The organism is Limosilactobacillus panis (assembly GCF_019797825.1).
Lineage (GTDB): Bacteria > Bacillota > Bacilli > Lactobacillales > Lactobacillaceae > Limosilactobacillus > Limosilactobacillus panis_A.
Genome location: NZ_CP081855.1, coordinates 1,155,603 through 1,174,030 on the forward strand (window position 1 = coordinate 1,155,603; position 18,428 = coordinate 1,174,030).

General features: G+C 45.7%; 18 protein-coding genes and 1 pseudogene. 7 read left to right on the top strand and 12 right to left on the bottom strand.

The genetic code is table 11. The annotated features are described in order from the left end of the window. From KZE55_RS05555 to KZE55_RS05570, 4 genes are read right to left on the bottom strand one after another with little or no spacing between them, the layout of a single operon-like run. Positions 1–648 (bottom strand): ABC transporter permease, encoded by a 648-nt coding sequence (locus tag KZE55_RS05555; protein WP_222257742.1) that lies wholly within the window; start codon positions 646–648, stop codon positions 1–3. Next, positions 641–1,411: an ABC transporter ATP-binding protein gene (locus tag KZE55_RS05560; protein WP_222257743.1), complete on the bottom strand. Its 771-nt coding sequence runs from the start codon at positions 1,409–1,411 to the stop codon at positions 641–643. Before KZE55_RS05560 ends, KZE55_RS05555 begins: the two co-directional genes overlap by 8 nt. After that, on the bottom strand, positions 1,404–2,036 hold the full coding sequence (locus tag KZE55_RS05565) for an ABC transporter permease (RefSeq protein WP_222257744.1): 633 nt from the start codon (positions 2,034–2,036) through the stop codon (positions 1,404–1,406). The genes KZE55_RS05560 and KZE55_RS05565 overlap by 8 nt, the downstream gene beginning before the upstream one ends. Positions 2,037–2,047: 11 nt before the next feature. Then, positions 2,048–2,941 carry a glycine betaine ABC transporter substrate-binding protein gene (locus tag KZE55_RS05570; protein WP_222257745.1) on the bottom strand — a complete coding sequence of 298 codons (894 nt, stop codon included), beginning with the start codon at positions 2,939–2,941 and terminating at the stop codon, positions 2,048–2,050. A gap of 173 nt (positions 2,942–3,114) precedes the next feature. On the opposite strand from KZE55_RS05570, the gene KZE55_RS05575 reads away from it, so the two are divergent. From KZE55_RS05575 to KZE55_RS10435, 5 genes and pseudogenes are all read left to right on the top strand, one after another. After that, complete coding sequence (locus tag KZE55_RS05575) at positions 3,115–3,570, top strand: Rrf2 family transcriptional regulator (protein ID WP_222257746.1); 456 nt, start codon at positions 3,115–3,117, stop codon at positions 3,568–3,570. 7 nt (positions 3,571–3,577) lie between these two features. Beyond that, positions 3,578–4,438 (top strand): NmrA family NAD(P)-binding protein, encoded by an 861-nt coding sequence (locus KZE55_RS05580; protein WP_222257747.1) that lies wholly within the window; start codon positions 3,578–3,580, stop codon positions 4,436–4,438. An 81-nt stretch (positions 4,439–4,519) separates the two neighbouring features. Further along, positions 4,520–7,030: an excinuclease ABC subunit UvrA gene (locus KZE55_RS05585; protein ID WP_261313179.1), complete on the top strand. Its 2,511-nt coding sequence runs from the start codon at positions 4,520–4,522 to the stop codon at positions 7,028–7,030. Positions 7,031–7,298: 268 nt separating this feature from the next. Then, positions 7,299–7,451: pseudogene (locus tag KZE55_RS10430) on the top strand (TetR/AcrR family transcriptional regulator); the annotation flags it as partial. A gap of 111 nt (positions 7,452–7,562) precedes the next feature. After that, positions 7,563–7,889 (top strand): hypothetical protein, encoded by a 327-nt coding sequence (locus KZE55_RS10435; protein WP_315853404.1) that lies wholly within the window; start codon positions 7,563–7,565, stop codon positions 7,887–7,889. Between the two features lie 68 nt (positions 7,890–7,957). On the opposite strand, the gene KZE55_RS05595 is transcribed toward KZE55_RS10435, so the two are convergent. Continuing rightward, the gene (locus KZE55_RS05595; RefSeq protein WP_261313180.1) at positions 7,958–9,397 is read right to left on the bottom strand and encodes a PTS transporter subunit IIC; all 1,440 of its coding nucleotides are present in this window, start codon (positions 9,395–9,397) and stop codon (positions 7,958–7,960) included. Positions 9,398–9,630: 233 nt separating this feature from the next. On the opposite strand from KZE55_RS05595, the gene KZE55_RS05600 reads away from it, so the two are divergent. Then, positions 9,631–10,023 (top strand): VOC family protein, encoded by a 393-nt coding sequence (locus tag KZE55_RS05600; RefSeq protein ID WP_047767605.1) that lies wholly within the window; start codon positions 9,631–9,633, stop codon positions 10,021–10,023. A gap of 47 nt (positions 10,024–10,070) precedes the next feature. Here the strand turns inward: KZE55_RS05600 and KZE55_RS05605 are convergent, their stop codons facing one another. Together KZE55_RS05605 and KZE55_RS05610 are read right to left on the bottom strand one after the other, a co-directional pair. After that, positions 10,071–10,910, bottom strand: coding sequence for a YdcF family protein (locus KZE55_RS05605; protein WP_222257749.1), 840 nt, complete (start codon positions 10,908–10,910; stop codon positions 10,071–10,073). A gap of 15 nt (positions 10,911–10,925) precedes the next feature. After that, positions 10,926–12,647 (bottom strand): ABC1 kinase family protein, encoded by a 1,722-nt coding sequence (locus tag KZE55_RS05610; protein WP_222257750.1) that lies wholly within the window; start codon positions 12,645–12,647, stop codon positions 10,926–10,928. Between the two features lie 129 nt (positions 12,648–12,776). On the opposite strand from KZE55_RS05610, the gene KZE55_RS05615 reads away from it, so the two are divergent. Beyond that, the gene (locus KZE55_RS05615; RefSeq protein WP_222257751.1) at positions 12,777–14,147 is read left to right on the top strand and encodes a hemolysin family protein; all 1,371 of its coding nucleotides are present in this window, start codon (positions 12,777–12,779) and stop codon (positions 14,145–14,147) included. 70 nt (positions 14,148–14,217) lie between these two features. On the opposite strand, the gene fabI is transcribed toward KZE55_RS05615, so the two are convergent. The 5 genes from fabI to fabZ are packed head-to-tail and all read right to left on the bottom strand — an operon-like array spanning position 14,218 to position 18,425. Beyond that, positions 14,218–14,979 (bottom strand): enoyl-ACP reductase FabI, encoded by a 762-nt coding sequence (gene fabI, locus KZE55_RS05620; RefSeq protein WP_222257752.1) that lies wholly within the window; start codon positions 14,977–14,979, stop codon positions 14,218–14,220. An 18-nt stretch (positions 14,980–14,997) separates the two neighbouring features. Beyond that, a complete protein-coding gene (gene accA, locus KZE55_RS05625; protein ID WP_222259941.1) occupies positions 14,998–15,771 on the bottom strand; it encodes a carboxyltransferase subunit alpha in 774 nt (257 codons plus the stop codon). After that, positions 15,758–16,612, bottom strand: coding sequence for an acetyl-CoA carboxylase, carboxyltransferase subunit beta (gene accD, locus KZE55_RS05630; RefSeq protein ID WP_222257753.1), 855 nt, complete (start codon positions 16,610–16,612; stop codon positions 15,758–15,760). The genes accA and accD overlap by 14 nt, the downstream gene beginning before the upstream one ends. Then, on the bottom strand, positions 16,599–17,981 hold the full coding sequence (gene accC / locus KZE55_RS05635) for an acetyl-CoA carboxylase biotin carboxylase subunit (protein ID WP_222257754.1): 1,383 nt from the start codon (positions 17,979–17,981) through the stop codon (positions 16,599–16,601). Before accC ends, accD begins: the two co-directional genes overlap by 14 nt. A gap of 9 nt (positions 17,982–17,990) precedes the next feature. Next, positions 17,991–18,425 carry a 3-hydroxyacyl-ACP dehydratase FabZ gene (fabZ, locus tag KZE55_RS05640; RefSeq protein WP_047767588.1) on the bottom strand — a complete coding sequence of 145 codons (435 nt, stop codon included), beginning with the start codon at positions 18,423–18,425 and terminating at the stop codon, positions 17,991–17,993. Between the last annotated feature and the right edge of the window lie 3 nt (positions 18,426–18,428).

The following is an 18,428-nucleotide window of genomic DNA, read 5'->3' on the forward strand; positions in this document are numbered from 1 at the left end:
TTACGCCTTCTTGGCAGTGAGCACACGGCGCCAGCGGTGGTCAAAAGCCCATTCAACAAGCCTTAAGATTCCGGCACTGGTCAGCGTTAAGACGATTGTTAATACTGTTCCCCAGAGGATTGGGGTAACTTTTTGGGTCTGTAATCCTTCAAAAAGAAGTTCGCCGAGGCCGCCCGCATTAATGGTAGTCGCAATCGTAGCAATTCCCATTGCGGAAGCAAGCGCCACTTGGATGCCGGAGAAAATTGCAGGTACTGCCAACGGTAACTGAACCTTCATAAAGACTTGGCGGTTAGTCATCCCCATTCCCCGGGCAACTTCAACCATCGCGGGGTTTACTTCCTGGATTCCAGTAATGAAGCTCCGCAGTAAGACATACTCACAATAGACAGCTAAAACAACGATTGCAGTCCGCATTCCCAAGCCGGTGACCGGAAGAAGGAGAGCAAATAACGCAAAGCTCGGTACCGAATATAGCAAGGAAAAGAAGTAGACCAAGCCGTTTAGCCAGTTCCGCCGGTGAAGGAAGACGAGCACTAAGATAATCGTAACCGTAATGGCGATTGCCAGGGCTGCAAAGACCATCTCGGCATGCTGCCCCATTTCAATCAGCATAATTGGGTAGTTTTCCCGCCAATATTCAATCATGATAACCACCCCACAATTTCTTGTTTTGTTGAACTGTCCCTAGCAGGTCGCGAACGAAAGCAGTGGCTGGATGATTAACTACCTCCGATGGTGTGGCAAACTGTTCAACTTGCCCTTCATGCATAACCATTACCCGTTGGCCCAAGAAGAGCGCCTCGTTAATGTCGTGGGTGACGAACAGAAAAGTCTTATCACCGAGTTGCTGGTGAATCTGCTTGATTTCCTTCTGGAGTTCCATCCGGGTCAAGGCATCGAGGGCCCCGAATGGTTCATCAAACAGGACGTACGGAGGATTGACAGCTAGTGCTCGAGCAACCCCGACCCGCTGCTGCTGTCCGCCGGAGAGCTGACACGGGTAGCGACCCGCGTAATCGGCGGGGTTCAGCTGGACCAGCTGAAGCAATTCATTGACACGTTCCTTGATCTGCTTGCCGTTCCAGTGGAGCATCTTTGGTACCACTGCGATGTTTTCCGCAACCGTCATGTGGGGAAAGAGGCCCACCTGTTGCACAACGTAGCCAATATGACGACGAAGACGGACAATATCCTGGTCAGCCAACCGTTTACCATCGACCAGAATCTGGCCTTCATCCGCCTTCAGCAGACCATTAACCATCTTCAGCGTGGTCGTTTTCCCCGAGCCGGACGAACCCAGGATGGTAACCAATTCCCCCGCGTTGATCGTAAAGCTAAGGCCAGAAATGACTGTTCGGCTTCCAAATTTCTTTTGCACGTTTTTAAATTGAATTGCTGCCTTAGACATTCTTCTTCATCCTCCTAATCACCAGGTCAAAACTCACCATCGAAAGCAGGGACAAGAGAGCAACACTGACTCCACCAATCACCACATACGTCATATTGTAGAGACCCAATCCGGTAAAGATTAGCGTACCAAGGCCACCGGCCCCGATATAAGTAGCAAGGGTCGCACTGGCGATGATTTCAACAAGGGCCAGCTTAACTCCGTTTAGGATATAAGGAAGTGCCAGGGGGATCTCAACCTGCCGGCGTAATTGGCGCTGATCCATCCCCAGTGCGGTACCAACTTCCTTATACAGGGGGCTAACTTCATTGAATCCCAGAATTGTGTTAATAAGTAACGGTGGCAGGGCTAGGGCAACCAAGGCAATGGTTGCCGGCAGCATCCCCGTCCCAATAAAGGGAATCAGGAGAAATAGTAAGGCCAAGCTCGGAATGATGCGCAGTGCCTGGGTAAAGGCTGTACAAACAGCGGCAAGTGACCGAATTCGTGAACCAAGGTAGCCAAGAGGAAGTGCAATCGCCATTGAGATCGCTAACGAGATGAAACTCAAATAAAGGTGCTCCCAGACATATTGTAGGTACTGGCCACCATCATTTTGAAAATAATGCATAATTGACGTCATCATCTTTCTCTCCTCTACCGCATATTCTGCTTGTACCAGTTCAAGGCGACCATCCGGTAGTTCTTTCCCTGAACCATTACCTGCTTGTTTAGGTTAATCAGCTGCTTGGTGGTCAACTTAGCGTCAACCCGGTCAAGGGCCGCCGCCATCTTGGGGTGTTCTTTTGCAGACTTTTTGTTTGCCAGCGGAACAAGGTTATAAGGTGGCCACAAACTCTTATCGTCCTTTAACAGTACATATTTACTAGTAGCGAGCTGACCCTCAGTGGTCGAGACCGGAGCCGCATCACCCTTTCCTTCCGCCATGATGGTGTACTTGAGGCTGTCATCGTAGTCCCGCAGTGATTTGAAGTTAAACTTACCGTATTTCTTATTCATTCCTGGAAGTGCGTCAGCCCGCTTATCAAACTCTCCCTGCGAAACAAAACGAATCTTCGCCGCGTTTTTTTGCAGATCACTAATTGTTTTAATGTGGTACTTTTTGGCCACACTACTCCGCATTCCGATTCCTTGTCGGTCGTCTCCCGGGGCATATTTAAAGGTTACGAGGCCATCTTTTTGTACCCCTTTGCGGGCAATACGCGCCATCTGCTGGGCCGTTAAACCGGAGCCATTCTTTTTCAGGTAAGTCTCAACAATCGTCCCAGTATATTCGGGATAGACGTCTACCTGTCCGGTCTTAACCACCCTGTAGACCACGGAATTAGCGATATTAGGTTTACGAATCACCTTGTATCCCACCTGTTCGAGGGCCAGCGCGTATATTTCACTGACGGTCTTACTCTCAGCAAAACTTTTCGAACCCACAACAATTGGTGTCCGGCTGTTCGCCCTAACGGTTAATGGTACAAAATTTGTAACCACTATGATTGCAAGAATAATCACTAACCATTTTGCTTTCTTCAACATTGGTATTCAGCCTCCTATAGTAACTATAAAAGCTCCGGCAATTTAAGCTGCTGGGAATAATATAGTACGGGTGGATATGTAAAGTCAATTGATACGTGTACGAAATTGGCGGTGTTGCCCCTGGACATATGTAACTAATATAGTTACAATAATAAGTGAAAGGATGGATAGACATGCGAATCTCAACGCGTTTTAGCGATAGCATTCATATCTTAGCCTTCATTTCGATATGCAAGGGTAAGTTACCGCTAACTAGTGAAAATATTGCGGGAAGTGTCAAAACATCACCGGTCGTTGTCCGCCGCTTGATGAGTGCCCTCAGGAAGGCGGGGTTACTTAAAACCGTCCATGGTTCTGCCGACCCTCAGATTGCCCGCCCACTTGATCAAATATCCTTATACGATATTTTTCTGGCGGTCGAGGGTCCCAAGCGCCACCTCTTCACAATTGACGAAAAAACGGCGCCAGAGTGCATCGTTGGTGGTAACATTCAAGCCACCCTGGCTGATTACTACCACCAGGCAGAGGTTGCGGCGGAAGCTAAGCTCGTTCAATTCAAGCTCGCAGACGTTATCGATTCGATTCTCGTAAAACAGGCCCAAAAAGAGGCTACCAAGGAAAGGAAGTAAATTAATAATGCAATACTTTATTACGGGTGCAACCGGTCACCTCGGCAGTAAGGTCGTAGCGGAACTAAGCAAGTTAGTGCCCAAGGATGCGATTCGCCTAGGTGTCCACACCCCGGCTAAGGCAGCTGGCCTGAAGAATGCTGGCTACCAGCTAGCGGCGATTAATTATACGGACACTTCTACTATGGTCAGTGCTTTTCAGGGAGTTGATGTCCTCATCTATATTCCAAGTCTGACTTACGATGTCCAGGACCGAATCAATGAATTTGAGAACACCCTGACAGCGATGAAGACCGTCGGAGTCAAGAACATTGTTGATGTTAGTTTCATCGCTGATCAGTTTAATAATCCCTTCCAGATGGCGGGTTACTATGCCTACCTGCCAGCCCGCCTGGCCAGCTCACCTTTTGGCTATGCAGTCATCAAAAACGCTTTGTATGCCGACCCACTGGTTCCCTACTTACCAGAACTCATTCAACGGCAAAATGTCATCTACCCGGTCGGTGACCAGGCAATGTCCTTCATTTCTCGTCAGAACAGCGCCACGGCAATTGCCCATGTGGCCGTCAAAGACTACCTCCGCGATCACGGACAAAACTACTTACTGACGATGAAGCAGAACTATAACATGGTCGAACTAAGTACGATTATGACTAAGGTTACTGGCCAGCCAATCGGTTACTCACCAGTTTCTATTAGGGAATTTGCTGATATCTACCGATTCGAAGGGGACGGGGATGAATTGGCTTCGATGTACGCGGCAGCAGCAAGGGGGTTGATGGATAAAACCACGGATGACTTTCAACGGATTACTGGTCACTTACCCCAGGATATGTTTTCCTTTCTTAGCCAAAAATACCATAAATAAAAATAACGGGAACGGATTTGCCGCTCCCGTTTATTGTTTGGTAACCTAGAAATAGTAATTATTAATGAAGGAGTCTTAAGTGTGAATGACTTACCAACCAAAATTGAAGTTCGTGGTGCCAAGGTCCATAACTTAAAAAACATCGACGTTGACATCCCCTTACACAAGTTCGTTGCTATCTCGGGTTTATCCGGCTCAGGCAAGAGTTCACTGGCAATGGGAATTTTATATGAAGAAGGATCCCGCCGCTACCTGGAGGCCCTCTCAACTTACACCCGGCGGCGAATCAAGTTAGGAGCCCAGGCGGAGGTTACCAGTGTCAAACACATTCCTTCTGCCCTGGCCCTTAGGCAGCGCCCAAGCATCCCATCTGAACGAGCAACGGTTGGGACGATGAGTGAGATTTTTAACGTTATTCGTCTGATTTTTTCCCGCCTCGGTTCACCCGTCTGTCCTAATGGTCACCGCCTCAAGCCGAGTCTGAAGATTGCCGAAGCGATGAGTCGTTCCGACAATAGTATGGGTCAGCTAACCTGTCCAAAGTGTGGCGCCAAGTTCCAGGCCTTTAGTGCTGAAGACTTCGCCTTTAATTCGGATGGGGCTTGTGCTCGTTGCCAGGGAACCGGTCAGGTGCGAGAAATTGACGATAATAAATTAATTGGTGACGAAAACCTTAGTCTGGCTGATGGTGCCGTTGCTTCCTGGCACCTACCTGGCCGAAACTTCATGCCGAGTGTTGCTGAACAGGCGGGTGTCCGGATTCACGTTCCTTACAAGGACCTGACTGCTAAGGAGAAGGACTTTGTCTTAAACGGTCCCCAACAAAAGTTTAAAATGGACTTTCGGTCCGGAACCGGGCGCGTTTTCCATGACTTTAACGCTCTCTATGAAAATGCTCACGCTGCCGTTTTAGCCTCTGCCAAGTCCAGCAAGAGTGAGCGGGCCCAGAAAAGGATTAGCGAGTTTTTCCACTACTCAACCTGCCCTGTCTGTCATGGAACAAGACTACGACCCGAACTTCTCAAACAACTGGCTGGCAACCTAAATATTGCAGAAGTCACCAACCTCACCCTTGGTGATTTAAAGGCCTGGAAGAAAAAGGTCTTAGATGAACTGCCAAGCGCCATGAACAAAATGGCCGGCAGTCTGTTTAAAGAATTTGACGATAACCTCCGCCCCCTGCTTGAGTTGGGACTTGATTACTTAACTCTCTCACGAAATGGCAATACTCTGTCGACTGGTGAACTGCAGCGGATTCAGTTAGCCCGGACACTGCGCACCCAAACAACAGGGGTCCTTTACATCCTTGATGAGCCCTCAATTGGGCTCCACCCAGATAACATCAGTGGGCTCTTAAATGTTTTCAAAGAATTAGTCAATCAAGGAAATTCGCTTGTCGTCGTTGACCACAATGTTGACATCATCAAGAATGCCGACTGGATTATTGAAATTGGCCCAGGTTCCGGCGATGAGGGTGGCCAAGTGATTGCCCAGGGGACACCAAAAGAAGTCACCGCAAACCCGCATTCAAAGATTGGCCCTTACCTAAACGGAACAGCTAAGCTAATGGCCCGGAGACCCGATGACCAACCAGCACAAAAGCAAATTGATTTTGAAGTTGCCAACTATTACAACCTAAAAGATGTTCACGTCAGCCTGCCAATCAACCGCTTAAGTGCGATTACTGGTTTCTCCGGGGCAGGAAAGACAAGTCTGATTCTAGATAGCCTGGTTCCCGCAATCAAAGCTCAGGCTACTGGGGGTAAGCTTCCCCAACAGGTCCGCAAACTGAAATCACCACTAAAAGAGGTCGTCAGTGTTGACGCCGCTCCAATTGGTAAGACACAACGGTCAACCGTTGCCACCTACACCAGTATTATGGACAACTTACGAAAGCTTTTTGCCGCCCAGCCACTGGCAAAGGAAAAGCACTTTACCCCCAGTTACTTTTCATATAACAATAAGCAGGGGGCTTGCCCCAATTGTGGTGGTGCGGGGATTGTTACCCTTGACATTCAATTTCTCCCCGATATGCAACAAGTCTGCCCTGTCTGCAACGGTGATCGCTATAATAAAGCGGTTCAAGCAGTTAAATGGCACAATTATTCTATCGTGGACCTTCTAAAGTTAGATGTCCGTCAAGCCCTACCTGTTTTCAAGGACGTTCCAAAGATTGAGCGGGAGTTAAAGTTGCTCCAAGAGGTTGGCTTAGACTACCTCCACCTGGGTGAAAGTACTCCCAGTTTGTCTGGTGGTGAAGCCCAGCGATTAAAACTGGTTAAACATCTAAATCACAACCAGGCAACGACCCTTTTCGTCTTTGATGAACCCACCATTGGGCTCCATCCCCTCGATGTTAAGACGCTGGTGGGCGTTATCCAACAGCTGATTGATCGCGGAGCAACCGTCGTGGCAATCACTCACGACCTTAACCTGGTCGTCAATGCTGATTATGTTCTTGACCTCGGCCCTCGTGGTGGTAAGAACGGTGGAAAAATCGTCGCTGCTGAAGCACCGGAGAAGTTAATTGCTAATCCGCAAAGCCTAACCAGTAAATATCTGGCTGACTACTGGAATCGTTATCAAAACTAGCTTTATGAACATGACTGAGAAAATAAATTTCCCGGCGCCCGTTACCAGTAGCATAGGCAAATCGTTGACATGGTACAGGCCGGCGATTGACCGTAATCAATGGTCTTGCTTCATGTCACTATTTCCCCTAGCTTCCATTTTGAAAATAGATTAGCTACTAACAAAGCGTGTTAATCAAGGCTAAAAGAAATTTAACAATAAGTTAAGCACACTTTTGTCAAACTTGTTTTCTTCATGACACATTATTGAAATTGTAAGAGAGTTAATAATGACTATTCGTAAAACAGATCGACGGACACTGTATACTATCCAGGTTATTAAAAAAGCGTTTCTTAATCTAATCAACAATCATAACTATTCCCAGCTCTCTGTCGCACAAATATGTCGAAAAGCGGGAATTACCCGGTCGACTTTTTACCTTCACTTTAATAATTTGTCTGTGCTCCTAAATAGCGTCCTTGACGACGCGTTAATGATTTCGGATCACCCTAATAGCAATCTTACATTAGCTAGTAATATAACAGTTGATTTTTTGAAGAAAAATGAATCTCTGCTACCTACCTGCCAGCGAATCGCTGACTCACCACAGTACCGCTCGTTACTCATGGATCCCGACCTTAGTGAATACATCATTGGACGAATTGCTAATTATGAAGGTGGACGAATGGTTCCGCAAATTATGAAACGTACTGGTCTTGGTAACAAAGACGCAAAGACCCTGTTTTTATATTTTCTTCATGGTTCATTTGCCATTAATAAGCGTCATCATTTTACTAAGGATGATGAATGGTATCATGAGGTTAAAATGCTTAACCAATTTATTAATGCTGGTTACAAATCCTTTACCCATAATAAATAGTGCGGAAGACTAAAGAAAATTACTTTAATCTTTCGCACTATTGTACTAATTTCAGGGTAATTATTTATTTAATTTTTCGTTCCCCCATTAAGGGCCGCCCGTTTTCGTAAATACCGCCAAACTTGTGGGCGATAACGCCGCAGAGCAAATAAGAGTACTAAATAAATGACAATACACAGAGCGATCCAAATTGGATTTCGCGAAATAAAGGCCGCAAACACGAGGGCGTTAAGTGGCCGTGCCATCAAATTAAAACTAGTTACTAAAACTATTCCAGCAGGGATAGCAGCGCCATAATGAGTAATCGCACCGGTGTAAATATGACCAAGCCAACTAGAACAGTATAGGCCGATACTGAACCAGACAATTCCGTTGGCAATTACTTTTAAAATGTTACCATTAGTAATCGCAACAATTGATTCAATCATGAACGGTAGCGCAATTAAGTCGACAACCGGGAGGGACCTATTACCGGGCAAAATAAAGGCAATGGCGACCATAATTGGAATTAGGATCACTCCGGCGATAATCGTTGCCGGTTCGCCATAACCGACACCGTCATCAACTGCTAAAAACCACCGTTTACGATCATCGACTGGATCAGCACTTCCTTTTTCATCATTTTCCCTTTTGAGCCGTTGTTGATCGATACTTTCAGCTAACGGTTTAAAGGCTTGTGCAAAAACGTCGGTCACAAGGGGGAAAATAGTCATCACGGCAGATAATTGAATGGCAAACCTCAAAATCTGTCCCCAAGCAGTATAGCTAGCAAGACGGGGTAAATTAGCTAAAATACCAATAAGTAAGCCAAGGAGGGCTCCCAATGAAGTTGGCTCCCCTAAAAGCCCCAGCCGCTGTTGCAGGTGTTGCGGTGTTGACTTAATCCGGTTCAATTTTAATATATTCCAAAGCGGATCCAAGATGATTGCAGGAATAGTTTGGACAATATTTTGCGCGGCGCAAACTGTTGCATTATTAATTTTGTAATATGAAGACCAACAATCTGCTTGAACTTCGGCAAGGAGCAAGGTATATAGCAAAATAAAGAATGAAAGGCCGATTGATAACCAGTAGTTATCAGTAACATAGTACGCTAATGTCCCCCAAATCATGAAGCCAAAGTTATTCCATAAGTTGGAAGGCATGAAGACCTTCGTGACCCCTACAGCAAACAGGATAAATTCGGCGATTAAGCCAAAAACAAAGAAGGAAAGGCCCACCGATGAACCAAAACTAGCCAGTGCACCAGCTTGCCAGCCGATATCTACCACTGGTAACTTAATTTCTGAGTTATTAACCATTTGATGAATTATTTTCGTAACAACGGGCGTGAACATTCCAATAATCCAAGAAAATCCGGTTAAACCGACCCCAGCGTAAATACCGGAAAGGAGGGCCCTTTTAAAAGGCAACCTTAAAAGTAGAGCGATAATAAAAATCATTATTGGCACAACGATTGTCGCACCAAAGGCATTAAAAAAATGGTCAACAAATTCTAGCAAGTCCATCACCATCACTTTCCATGAATTGCTTATAATCTAACAAAAACGCTGTAAGGGTTCAATTTATGAACATCAGAGCGCCCTTGCCCTGACTAATATAGGGCCACTGATACGGTAAGGATCAGCTATTGATATAAATATCAACCCTCTTTGCACCCAAAATATCCCAACCGTTAGCTAACTGACATCGGCGGCCCAACTAGGGTATAATATTATCTCAGGAAAAGAGGAATTTACATATGAAAATGCGAAGAATTGATCATATCGTTTTGACAGTTAGTGACCTTGAAGAATCGATGCGCTTTTATCACGAAGTTTTTGATATGCCCGTTATTGATAAGCAAAGCAACGACCACCTAATTACCCTTCGCTGTGGTCACCAACTGATTCGCTTACAAAAGGGTGACCGGCCAACAAACTTAAAAGCAGCCAAACCGGCAATTGGTGCTGCCGATTTTTGCATTGTTGCCGGTGACAAGTTAAACGATATTATTCATCACCTGAAAAGTTACTATATTGATGTAATTGAGGGCCCGGTTGAAAAGCACGGTTCCGAAGGAGCGATGACCTCAATCTATGTTCACGACCCCGATAACAACTTAATTGAAATTGCGGTCTACAAGAACAAATAGCAATAAAGCGGCTTGAACACTGAGTAATCAGTCATCAAGTCGCTTTATTAATATAAAATTACTCCTATTATTAGTAATACGATAAGCAGAATCATGGTTGCAAAGTAGCGATGATCACGGATATTACCGAGGTAATCACGAATGGTTGTTAATGGTAAATACGGCCATGGTGTTGGCGCCCCAGTAAAATTAAAGTGCAGGCCGAGCCGATGGCCATAGCTCTTTGCCCGTAAAACATGAAATGAACTAGTAACAACTACCACTTGTGGCATAGCCGCCCCTGTCCATTTTTTATTAATAATCTTCGCACAATTCCGTAAATTTTGCCATGTGTTAAGGGCAGCTTCTTCGCAGATAATCTGTTTCGATGGAATACCACGCTTCCGTAAATAGGCTGCCATCGCAACAGCTTCGGAAATCTCATCCTGGTGAACCCGTCCACCAGTTACAATTACTTTGGCAGTTGAATTAGAATGCCAAAGTAAATAAGCACGCTCAAGCCGCGCTGCTAGTACTGGTGGGACCCTCCCCTTATTCAATCCGGCCCCTAACACGACTAAAAAATCAAAATTTACTGGTAACCGTTGGTAGTGCCATGACCATGAAATCAGAATGAAAATAACTAAGCCAGCCGTTATGAGCGTGTCGGTACCAAATGATAGTAGCCAAGCCAGGTTGCCTAACCAGCTTAATTCTTGCTGATTAACCAAGAATAAGGCAGGGAGACATACCATGATATTGACGACCATCAAGAAGGTTATCCAGAAGTTGTACCGTAAGATTGTCTGCTGGTTATCAAAGTGACGAACTAACACCAAAAAGATAGTAGTTCCCCAGACAAAGGCGGTCATTAATGCAATCAAAATAACTTCCATATCGTTATTCATAAGTGATCGCCACGCCTACTTATTCTGGTTGCGCCAGCGCCGAAAACGATGGACCAATTCGCTAACGAGCAAGATAATGATGACGGCAATCGATATCGCGTACCCCGTTACACCTAGATGGTAGATATGGGGATGTTGCGTACTGTTTTCTACCAGCAAAGACGACCCTAAAATGACCGCTGCTAAGATAATGACGACCAGGAAGCGGTTAGTAATTCGTTCGACCTGTTTGAGAAGCTTTGACTGTTCTTTATACCGTAACTTAATTTCAATGTCTCCGTTGCTAAAGGCTTCTAGTGCCGTATCAATCTTTTCTGGCAATTTATTTATTGATTGCAAAGTGGCAATACTTTGAAAAATGCTATCGTCCACTAGATTACGCGCATTAAGCTTACGCTTTAAATAAGCAATGCCAAATGGTCGGGCAACTGCCATCATTGAAATATCAGGATCCAATTTAGCTACCGTGGACTCTAACGTCCCAAAAGCTTTAATTAGCAGGGTCACTTCGGGTTTGATTTGTAAATTATTTTTCTGACATAGTTGAATAATCCGGTAAAGCATGTTAGCAAAGTCAATCTGCCCGACACCTTCCGCAAGATAAGGACGGAGGAATTTTGCTAGCTGCCTGGTAAACTGGTTTTCATTCAAATCCCCAGTCTGGTTACAAATCCCTAAAACAGCCCGCGCGATGCGGTTATTATTCTTAGTTGTTAATGCAAGAATAACTTCCGCAATACCATCTGCCATCACCGGGGTTAACCGCCCCATCATCCCGAAGTCGAGATAAGTTAGTCGGTATGGTGGTAATTCCTCTAATTGGCGATACGAAACCTGACGGCTCCCTACTCGTTTATCAACCTGCCTGGTTATCTTTTGTTCACCACTTTGACCAGGACTAAATAAGATGTTTCCTGGATGTGGATCGGCATGGAAAAAGTGGTCAACAAAAACCTGCTTCATGAAGTTTCGTACGAGCGCCTCCGCAAGGTACCTATTGCGTTTAATAACTGCTTCATCATCGCTCTTTTTGAATAAAGTACGAATACTTTCTCCTGTCATCGCCTGATTTACCAGGACTTGTGGTGCACAGTCAGTCAAATAGACCTTAGGTACTTGAAAAATTCCATCCCCATTATTCAGGTGGTAAAACTCGGCCCCATTTTGCGCCTCTTTAAGGGTGTCAATTTCACTAAGAAGAGACCGGCTGAGTTCATCTAGCGTCTTGTCCAGGTCCACCACCATTTTCCCGGTGGGCACATACTTTAATAATTTAATTGCCTGCCGTAACAATGCCAAATCAGTGTTAACTAACTGGGTAACCGTTGGGTGTTGGACCTTAACGACCACAGCCGTCCCATCAAATAATGTCGCGTGATGAACCTGGCCGATTGATGCTGAGGCAAAGGGGTGGCGGTCGAAATTAACGAAGGTTGTGGCGATTTTCTTCCCGGTTGCCGCCTCAAAGGTATGCTCAACGCTACTAAAGGGGTCCGCGGTGACCTGATCCTGCAGTTTCCGTAAAGCTTTAACGTATTCAGGGGAAACTAAGTCTGGTCGTGTCGACAGAATTTGCCCCAACTTGACAAAGGTTGGACCCAGCTCCTGCAAGGCAGCACAGATTGCTTCTGGATTTCCCTGCCGATAAAAGTTAGACAAAAAGTGGTACTTTCGCATCACTGCCACAATTTCTTTTAACCGGGTCGTTTTTTTAACTGCCTCGTGCTGATTTCCCATTAAATTCACCCCATTAATGTAATTAAACTAATTTTACCGCACTTTTTTACTAAATAGTTGGTCACCTAAAAAGTGAATTGATACAATAGATATGAAAATAGAAATGAAAGCCTAGGTGAAGTTTGTAATATGGATGCACTATGGTCATCTTATTGGTTTAGATTAGTTGTTATTATATTGATTCTTCTTCTTGCGGCCCTCTTCACGCTGCTAGAATACTCAGTTGTTAAGGTTCGGCCCAGCGAACTAGCCGAACTCCGCCAGACACGGAAAGTCAAGCGAGCAATTCACATGGTCAATAACCTGAACGAGTACCTATCAACTGCCCAGGTTGGTGTTACCATGACGTCGCTGATTTTAGGGTGGATTGGTGATGAGTTCATTACTGACTTACTTATGAAGATTCACTTGATTCCCGAAAGCGTGTTGAAACCACTGGCGCCAGTTATCGGTGTTCTGATCTTCACCTTCTTCCACGCCGTCTTTACTGATTTGGTTCCTAAGAACATGGCAATTGACCGCCCGGTACCGATCCTTTTAGCAATTGTTCACCCCGTTCAGTTCTTCCACACGATCTTTTACCCATTCGTATGGTTGTTCGCGGTGGCTGCTGCAGGGGTCACTAAGCTATTAGGATTTAACGTTCAGCCTGAAGAAGATACTTATTCGCAAAATGAAATTGTGACCCTTTCTCGTCAGTCTGAAAAGGCGGGTGAAATGGATAAAGAGGATGTTCTTTTCATGCAGCGAGCATTTGAAATGAATGATAAGGTTGCCGGAGATATCATGATTGACCGGACCCAGCTGGCCGTCATTGATATTCAAGCTTCAATTGAAGACGCCGCTAAGCTTTACTTTGAAAAGAAGTTTACCCGGGTCCCCGTTGTTGCGAATAATGATAAAGACCACATCTTAGGGTACATCTTCTCCTACGATGTGATGCGGCAAAACCAAATCAATCCCCAGCAGTCAATTCGAACAATTATGCGGCGAATCCCCATCGTTTATGAGAATGAACCCATCACCAGTGTCCTGCAAACCATGGTTAAGAAGCAGGTTCCAATCGTTGTTGTCCAGGATGAGTACGGTGGTACTTCTGGTATTATTACAGATAAGGATATTTATGAAGAACTCTTTGGTACCGTGGGCGAAGAAATTGACCATGCCACTTCTGACATGATTGAAAAGAAGGATCCCGATGCCAAAGGGAATCCAACCTATGAAGTATCTGGGAAGATGCCGCTTGACGACTTTGAACGATACTTCCACACTAAAATCGCTCAGTTTGAAAAGTCTGAAGTTACAACGTTGACCGGTTTCTTTTTGGAACGTCAGTATGATTTAAAGGTTGGTCAGCCGATTCGGGTGGACAACTTCTCCTTCACACCTTTAGACCTGCAAAACTCTTATGTTAAGAAGTTCAAGGTCGTTTATATAAAGCTGAAGAAAAAATCTCAGGCTGATGATGATAACGACGATCAGAAGAAAGAAGAAAAATAGCTTAAATACTAAAAGATCCGTAGCGCTCATTAAGTTGAACGCTGCGGATCTTTTATATTGCATTTTATTTTCAAATCAGGTGGACACCCTTATCAACATAAATAATGTCACCAACAACCCCCGTGGATAAATTACTCATCAAAAAGGCGCAAGCATCACCAATTTCTTCGAGGGTAACACTTTGGTTATCGACTGTCCGCTCTTTTGAAATCTTCAAAAGATTAGAATGACCACCAATCCCGGTGACCGCTAGTGTTTTCATTGCTCCAGCAGAAATAGCATTAACCCGGACGCCGTATTCACCCATATCCCGGGCCAAGTACCGGACATTGGCTTCCAGGGCCGCCTTGGCAACGCCCATTACATTGTAGCCCGGGATTGCCCGTTCTGAGCCAAAATATGTCAGAGTGACAATGCTAGCGGGGTCATTTAGGAGGTCTAAATCATGCGCACACTTTGCAACTGCCAGAAGTGAATATGCGGAAACATCCTGGGCAAGTGCGTAGCCCGCCCGCGTTGTTGAAAGGATTGAACCGTTCAACTCTTCCTTTTTGGCAAAGGCAATGGCGTGAACAATACCGTCAACCTTGCCAAAATCACTTTTGATTTTTTGAAAAGCAGTCGAAATACTGTCGTCGCTTGACACATCACATTCAATCAGGTAATCATCGTCATTGACTAGTCGACTAACGCTTTTCTTCATCCGTTCATTTTGGTAGGTATAAATGATTTCGGCTCCTTGCTTAGCCATTTCTTGGGCACATCCCCACGCAATTGAACGCCGGTTTGCAACCCCCATCACAATAATTTTCTTTTGATCTAAAATTCCCATTCTTTTTTCTCGCTCCTCTTAAAATTTCCGATACCGTTTTTGGCGCCTTTGCAAAAGCTCCGCACCAGAAAATTCATTCAACTTTTTTAACCGCTTAGAAAGGACATCGCGAATTTCAGCCGTAACTTGCTGGTGATCAGCTGGTTCGGGAATAATGCCTTCGATTACCCGCTTTCTTAAAAGGTCGCTAGGCGTCAGTTGCATAATTTCCGCTGCTTCGTCACTGCGACTACTATCTTTCCACAGGATTGAAGCAAAACCTTCTGGAGATAAAATCGAATAAGTGCTATTTTCTAGCATCCAGACCTCATCACCACAGGCCAACGCTAAAGCACCCCCACTACCGCCTTCACCAAAGATAACGGTGATGATGGGTGTTGGCAACTGACTAATCTGTAACAAGTTGTCCGCAATGGCGGCACCTTGTCCATCCTCTTCGGCTGATTGGCCAGGATAAGCACCCGGAGTGTTTACAAAAAAAAGAACCGGCCGGTGAAACTTGGCCGCCTGTTTAGCTAATCGTAATGCTTTACGATAACCACTAGGGGTGGGGCAACCGAAGTGGGTTGCGACCCGTTCTTCAATTGCTGTTCCGCGGTCGGTGGCAATGACGGTTACCGGTTGATGAGCAAAAGTAGCTAGACCACCAACGATTGCCGGATCATCGCCGCCACAACGATCACCATGAAGTTGAATAAAATTAGGAAATAATTGCGTAATAAGTTCTTTTGTAGTGATTTTTTGCTTGCTCCGGGCAGCAGCAACCACTGCTGCTGCATTATTCTTCGTGATTTCTGCCACCTCCCAACTTTAGTAACCGGTATAATTCCGCTTTTTCATCTTCTCGTCGTACTATCCGGTCGATAAAACCGTGTTTGACCAAGTTCTCGGCATCCTGGAGGTCCTTAGGGATCTTTTGCTGAATGGTTTGTTCAATGACCCGGCGACCGGCAAAGCCAACTAGGGCATGGGGCTCAGCAATGGTAATATCACCTTGCATCGCGAAGCTAGCAGTAACCCCACCCGTCGTGGGATCCGTTAAAACCACAATGTACAAGAGTCCCGCCGCCGAATGTTGTGCCACCGCATTTGAAATCTTGGCCATTTGCATTAACGACATAATGCCTTCCTGCATCCGGGCACCACCAGAAGCCGTCCACAAAACGACGGGTAATCGTTGTGCCGTCGCACGTTCAAACATCCGGGTGATCTTTTCACCCGTTACCGTTCCTAAAGAACCCATGATAAAGGTAGGGTCCATTACGCCAAACGCAAAGTGCATATCTTTAATGCTTGCTTCTCCGGTCAAAACTGAATCGTTTAACCCCGTTTTGGCTTGGCAGGCCACCAGCTTCTTCTTGTAGCCTGGGAAACTTAGCGGATCGTCAGAAGTCAGCTGCTCATCGAGGTCAGAAAAATGATCAACCGCCCATTTCAAACGCTGGTGCGCGCTGATTCGAAATCCATAGTGACAGGACGGGCAGGTCGCGTATTGGTCAATTTGCTTAGATAGGACCGTGGCCCCACACTTTGGGCACTTTCGCCAAAGGCCATTTGGTACCTTCGAGTCTGCTTGCTTATCAGCCTTCACATGCTGGGCCGATAGTGTGTTATCTTGCTCATAGAGTTTCATTATGTTCCTGCCCTCCTTTCCAACGTGGCATAAACGTCTTTTCTAAGTAGGTCGTGGTAAAGTGACCATCTAAAAATCCAGGATCATTAAGGATTGCTAAATGGAAGTTTTGGTTCGTATGAATTCCCATAATTACCATCTCGTTTAAAAGACGCTTTAATTTTTCAACTGCTTCTTGCCGATTATGACCATGGGCGATCACCTTCGCAATCATGGAATCATAAAATGGCGTGACCGTTGTTCCCGGGTAAAGGGCCGTATCAATCCGCATCCCGAGGTTGCCCACTGGCAGGTAAAGGTAATTGACCTTCCCAGTTGAAGGCATGAAGTTTTTTGCCGGGTCTTCGGCATTAATCCGGCATTCAATTGCGACCCCGTTCAAACGGATATCATCCTGTTTAAATGGCAACGGCTGCCCGTCAGCAACTTTTAACTGTGCTTTAACAAGGTCAATTCCCGTAACCATTTCCGTAACGGTGTGCTCAACCTGAATCCGGGTGTTCATTTCCATAAAGTAAAAATGATGGTCCTTATCCATTAAGAATTCAAGCGTCCCCGTGTTCAAATAGTCAATAGCATTCACAGCCCGGAGAGCAATTTTACCAAGTGCGGCCCGCTGCTTTGGTGTAATCAGGCAGCAGGGGCTTTCTTCAAGGACCTTCTGCTTATTACGTTGCAATGAACAATCCCGTTCAGGAAAGTAAACTGCATGGCCAAACTGGTCCCGAAAGGCCTGAACTTCGATGTGCTTAACGTCGGTCATGATCTTTTCCAAATACATCCGATCATCATTAAATGACAGGCGGGCCTCATTTTGAGCATCACTAAAGGACCGCTCCATCTGGTCAGGACTATCGACCCGGCGAATACCTTTTCCGCCACCCCCGGCAGCCGCTTTTAACAGGACCGGATAACCAATCTTCTTTGCAACCTGTTCCGCCGCCCGATAATCACGAATGTAACCGTCACTGCCAGGAATAACTGGAACACCACACTTCTTCATTTGGACACGGGCGTGCTCCTTATTCCCCATCAGGTCAATCGTCTCAGAACGCGGACCAATAAACGTGATGCCACATTCAGCACACATTTCTGCAAACTCGGCATTCTCAGAAAGAAAGCCAAAGCCAGGATGGATTGCCTCCGCACCGGTACCGACTGCAGCCGCCAAGACATTTTGCATATTTAAGTATGAATCCTGTGGCCGTGCCGTCCCGACACAAACCGCCTCATCTGCTAACTGAACATGGAGACTTTCCCGGTCAGCGGTTGAGTAAATTGCCACCGAATTTATTCCTAATTCCCGGAGTGAACGGATAATCCGCACAGCGATTTCACCCCGGTTAGCAACCAATACCTTCGAAAACATTCAACTCACCTAGCCAATCATAAAGGTCATTTCAGCGGTACATGCCCGTTTGCCATCTACCAAGGCGGTTCCTTTTCCTTCGCCGATATTGCCCCGAATTTTAGTTAGTTCAACCTTTAGCTGCATTGAGTCACCAGGGCGAACAACCTTCCGAAATTCAGCAGAATGAATTCCACCAAAATAGGCAGTCTTTCCCTTAAATTCGGGGGCAGACAGCAAAGCAACCGCACCGGTCTGCGCCAAAGATTCGACAATCAAAGCGCCAGGCAAAACCGGATTATTGGGGAAGTGACCATTAAATACTTCTTCATGAATAGTCACGTTTCGTCTCGCAACCGCCATTTTTCCCGGTTCTAATTCCTCAACGCGATCAATCAACAGCATTGGATAACGGTGCGGAATGATTTTTTGAATATCTGTTGAGTCTAAATTAACTTTAGCCATTAA

Bases quoted from the DNA above. Each gene is read 5' to 3' on its own strand.
- KZE55_RS05555 (WP_222257742.1), bottom strand. From the start codon at position 648: ATGATTGAATATTGGCGGGAAAACTACCCAATTATGCTGATTGAAATG.
- KZE55_RS05560 (WP_222257743.1), bottom strand. From the start codon at position 1,411: ATGTCTAAGGCAGCAATTCAATTTAAAAACGTGCAAAAGAAATTTGGA.
- KZE55_RS05565 (WP_222257744.1), bottom strand. From the start codon at position 2,036: ATGATGACGTCAATTATGCATTATTTTCAAAATGATGGTGGCCAGTAC.
- KZE55_RS05570 (WP_222257745.1), bottom strand. From the start codon at position 2,941: ATGTTGAAGAAAGCAAAATGGTTAGTGATTATTCTTGCAATCATAGTG.
- KZE55_RS05575 (WP_222257746.1), top strand. From the start codon at position 3,115: ATGCGAATCTCAACGCGTTTTAGCGATAGCATTCATATCTTAGCCTTC.
- KZE55_RS05580 (WP_222257747.1), top strand. From the start codon at position 3,578: ATGCAATACTTTATTACGGGTGCAACCGGTCACCTCGGCAGTAAGGTC.
- KZE55_RS05595 (WP_261313180.1), bottom strand. From the start codon at position 9,397: ATGGACTTGCTAGAATTTGTTGACCATTTTTTTAATGCCTTTGGTGCG.
- KZE55_RS05600 (WP_047767605.1), top strand. From the start codon at position 9,631: ATGAAAATGCGAAGAATTGATCATATCGTTTTGACAGTTAGTGACCTT.
- KZE55_RS05605 (WP_222257749.1), bottom strand. From the start codon at position 10,910: ATGAATAACGATATGGAAGTTATTTTGATTGCATTAATGACCGCCTTT.
- KZE55_RS05610 (WP_222257750.1), bottom strand. From the start codon at position 12,647: ATGGGAAATCAGCACGAGGCAGTTAAAAAAACGACCCGGTTAAAAGAA.
- KZE55_RS05615 (WP_222257751.1), top strand. From the start codon at position 12,777: ATGGATGCACTATGGTCATCTTATTGGTTTAGATTAGTTGTTATTATA.
- fabI (WP_222257752.1), bottom strand. From the start codon at position 14,979: ATGGGAATTTTAGATCAAAAGAAAATTATTGTGATGGGGGTTGCAAAC.
- accD (WP_222257753.1), bottom strand. From the start codon at position 16,612: ATGAAACTCTATGAGCAAGATAACACACTATCGGCCCAGCATGTGAAG.
- accC (WP_222257754.1), bottom strand. From the start codon at position 17,981: ATGTTTTCGAAGGTATTGGTTGCTAACCGGGGTGAAATCGCTGTGCGG.
- fabZ (WP_047767588.1), bottom strand. From the start codon at position 18,425: ATGGCTAAAGTTAATTTAGACTCAACAGATATTCAAAAAATCATTCCG.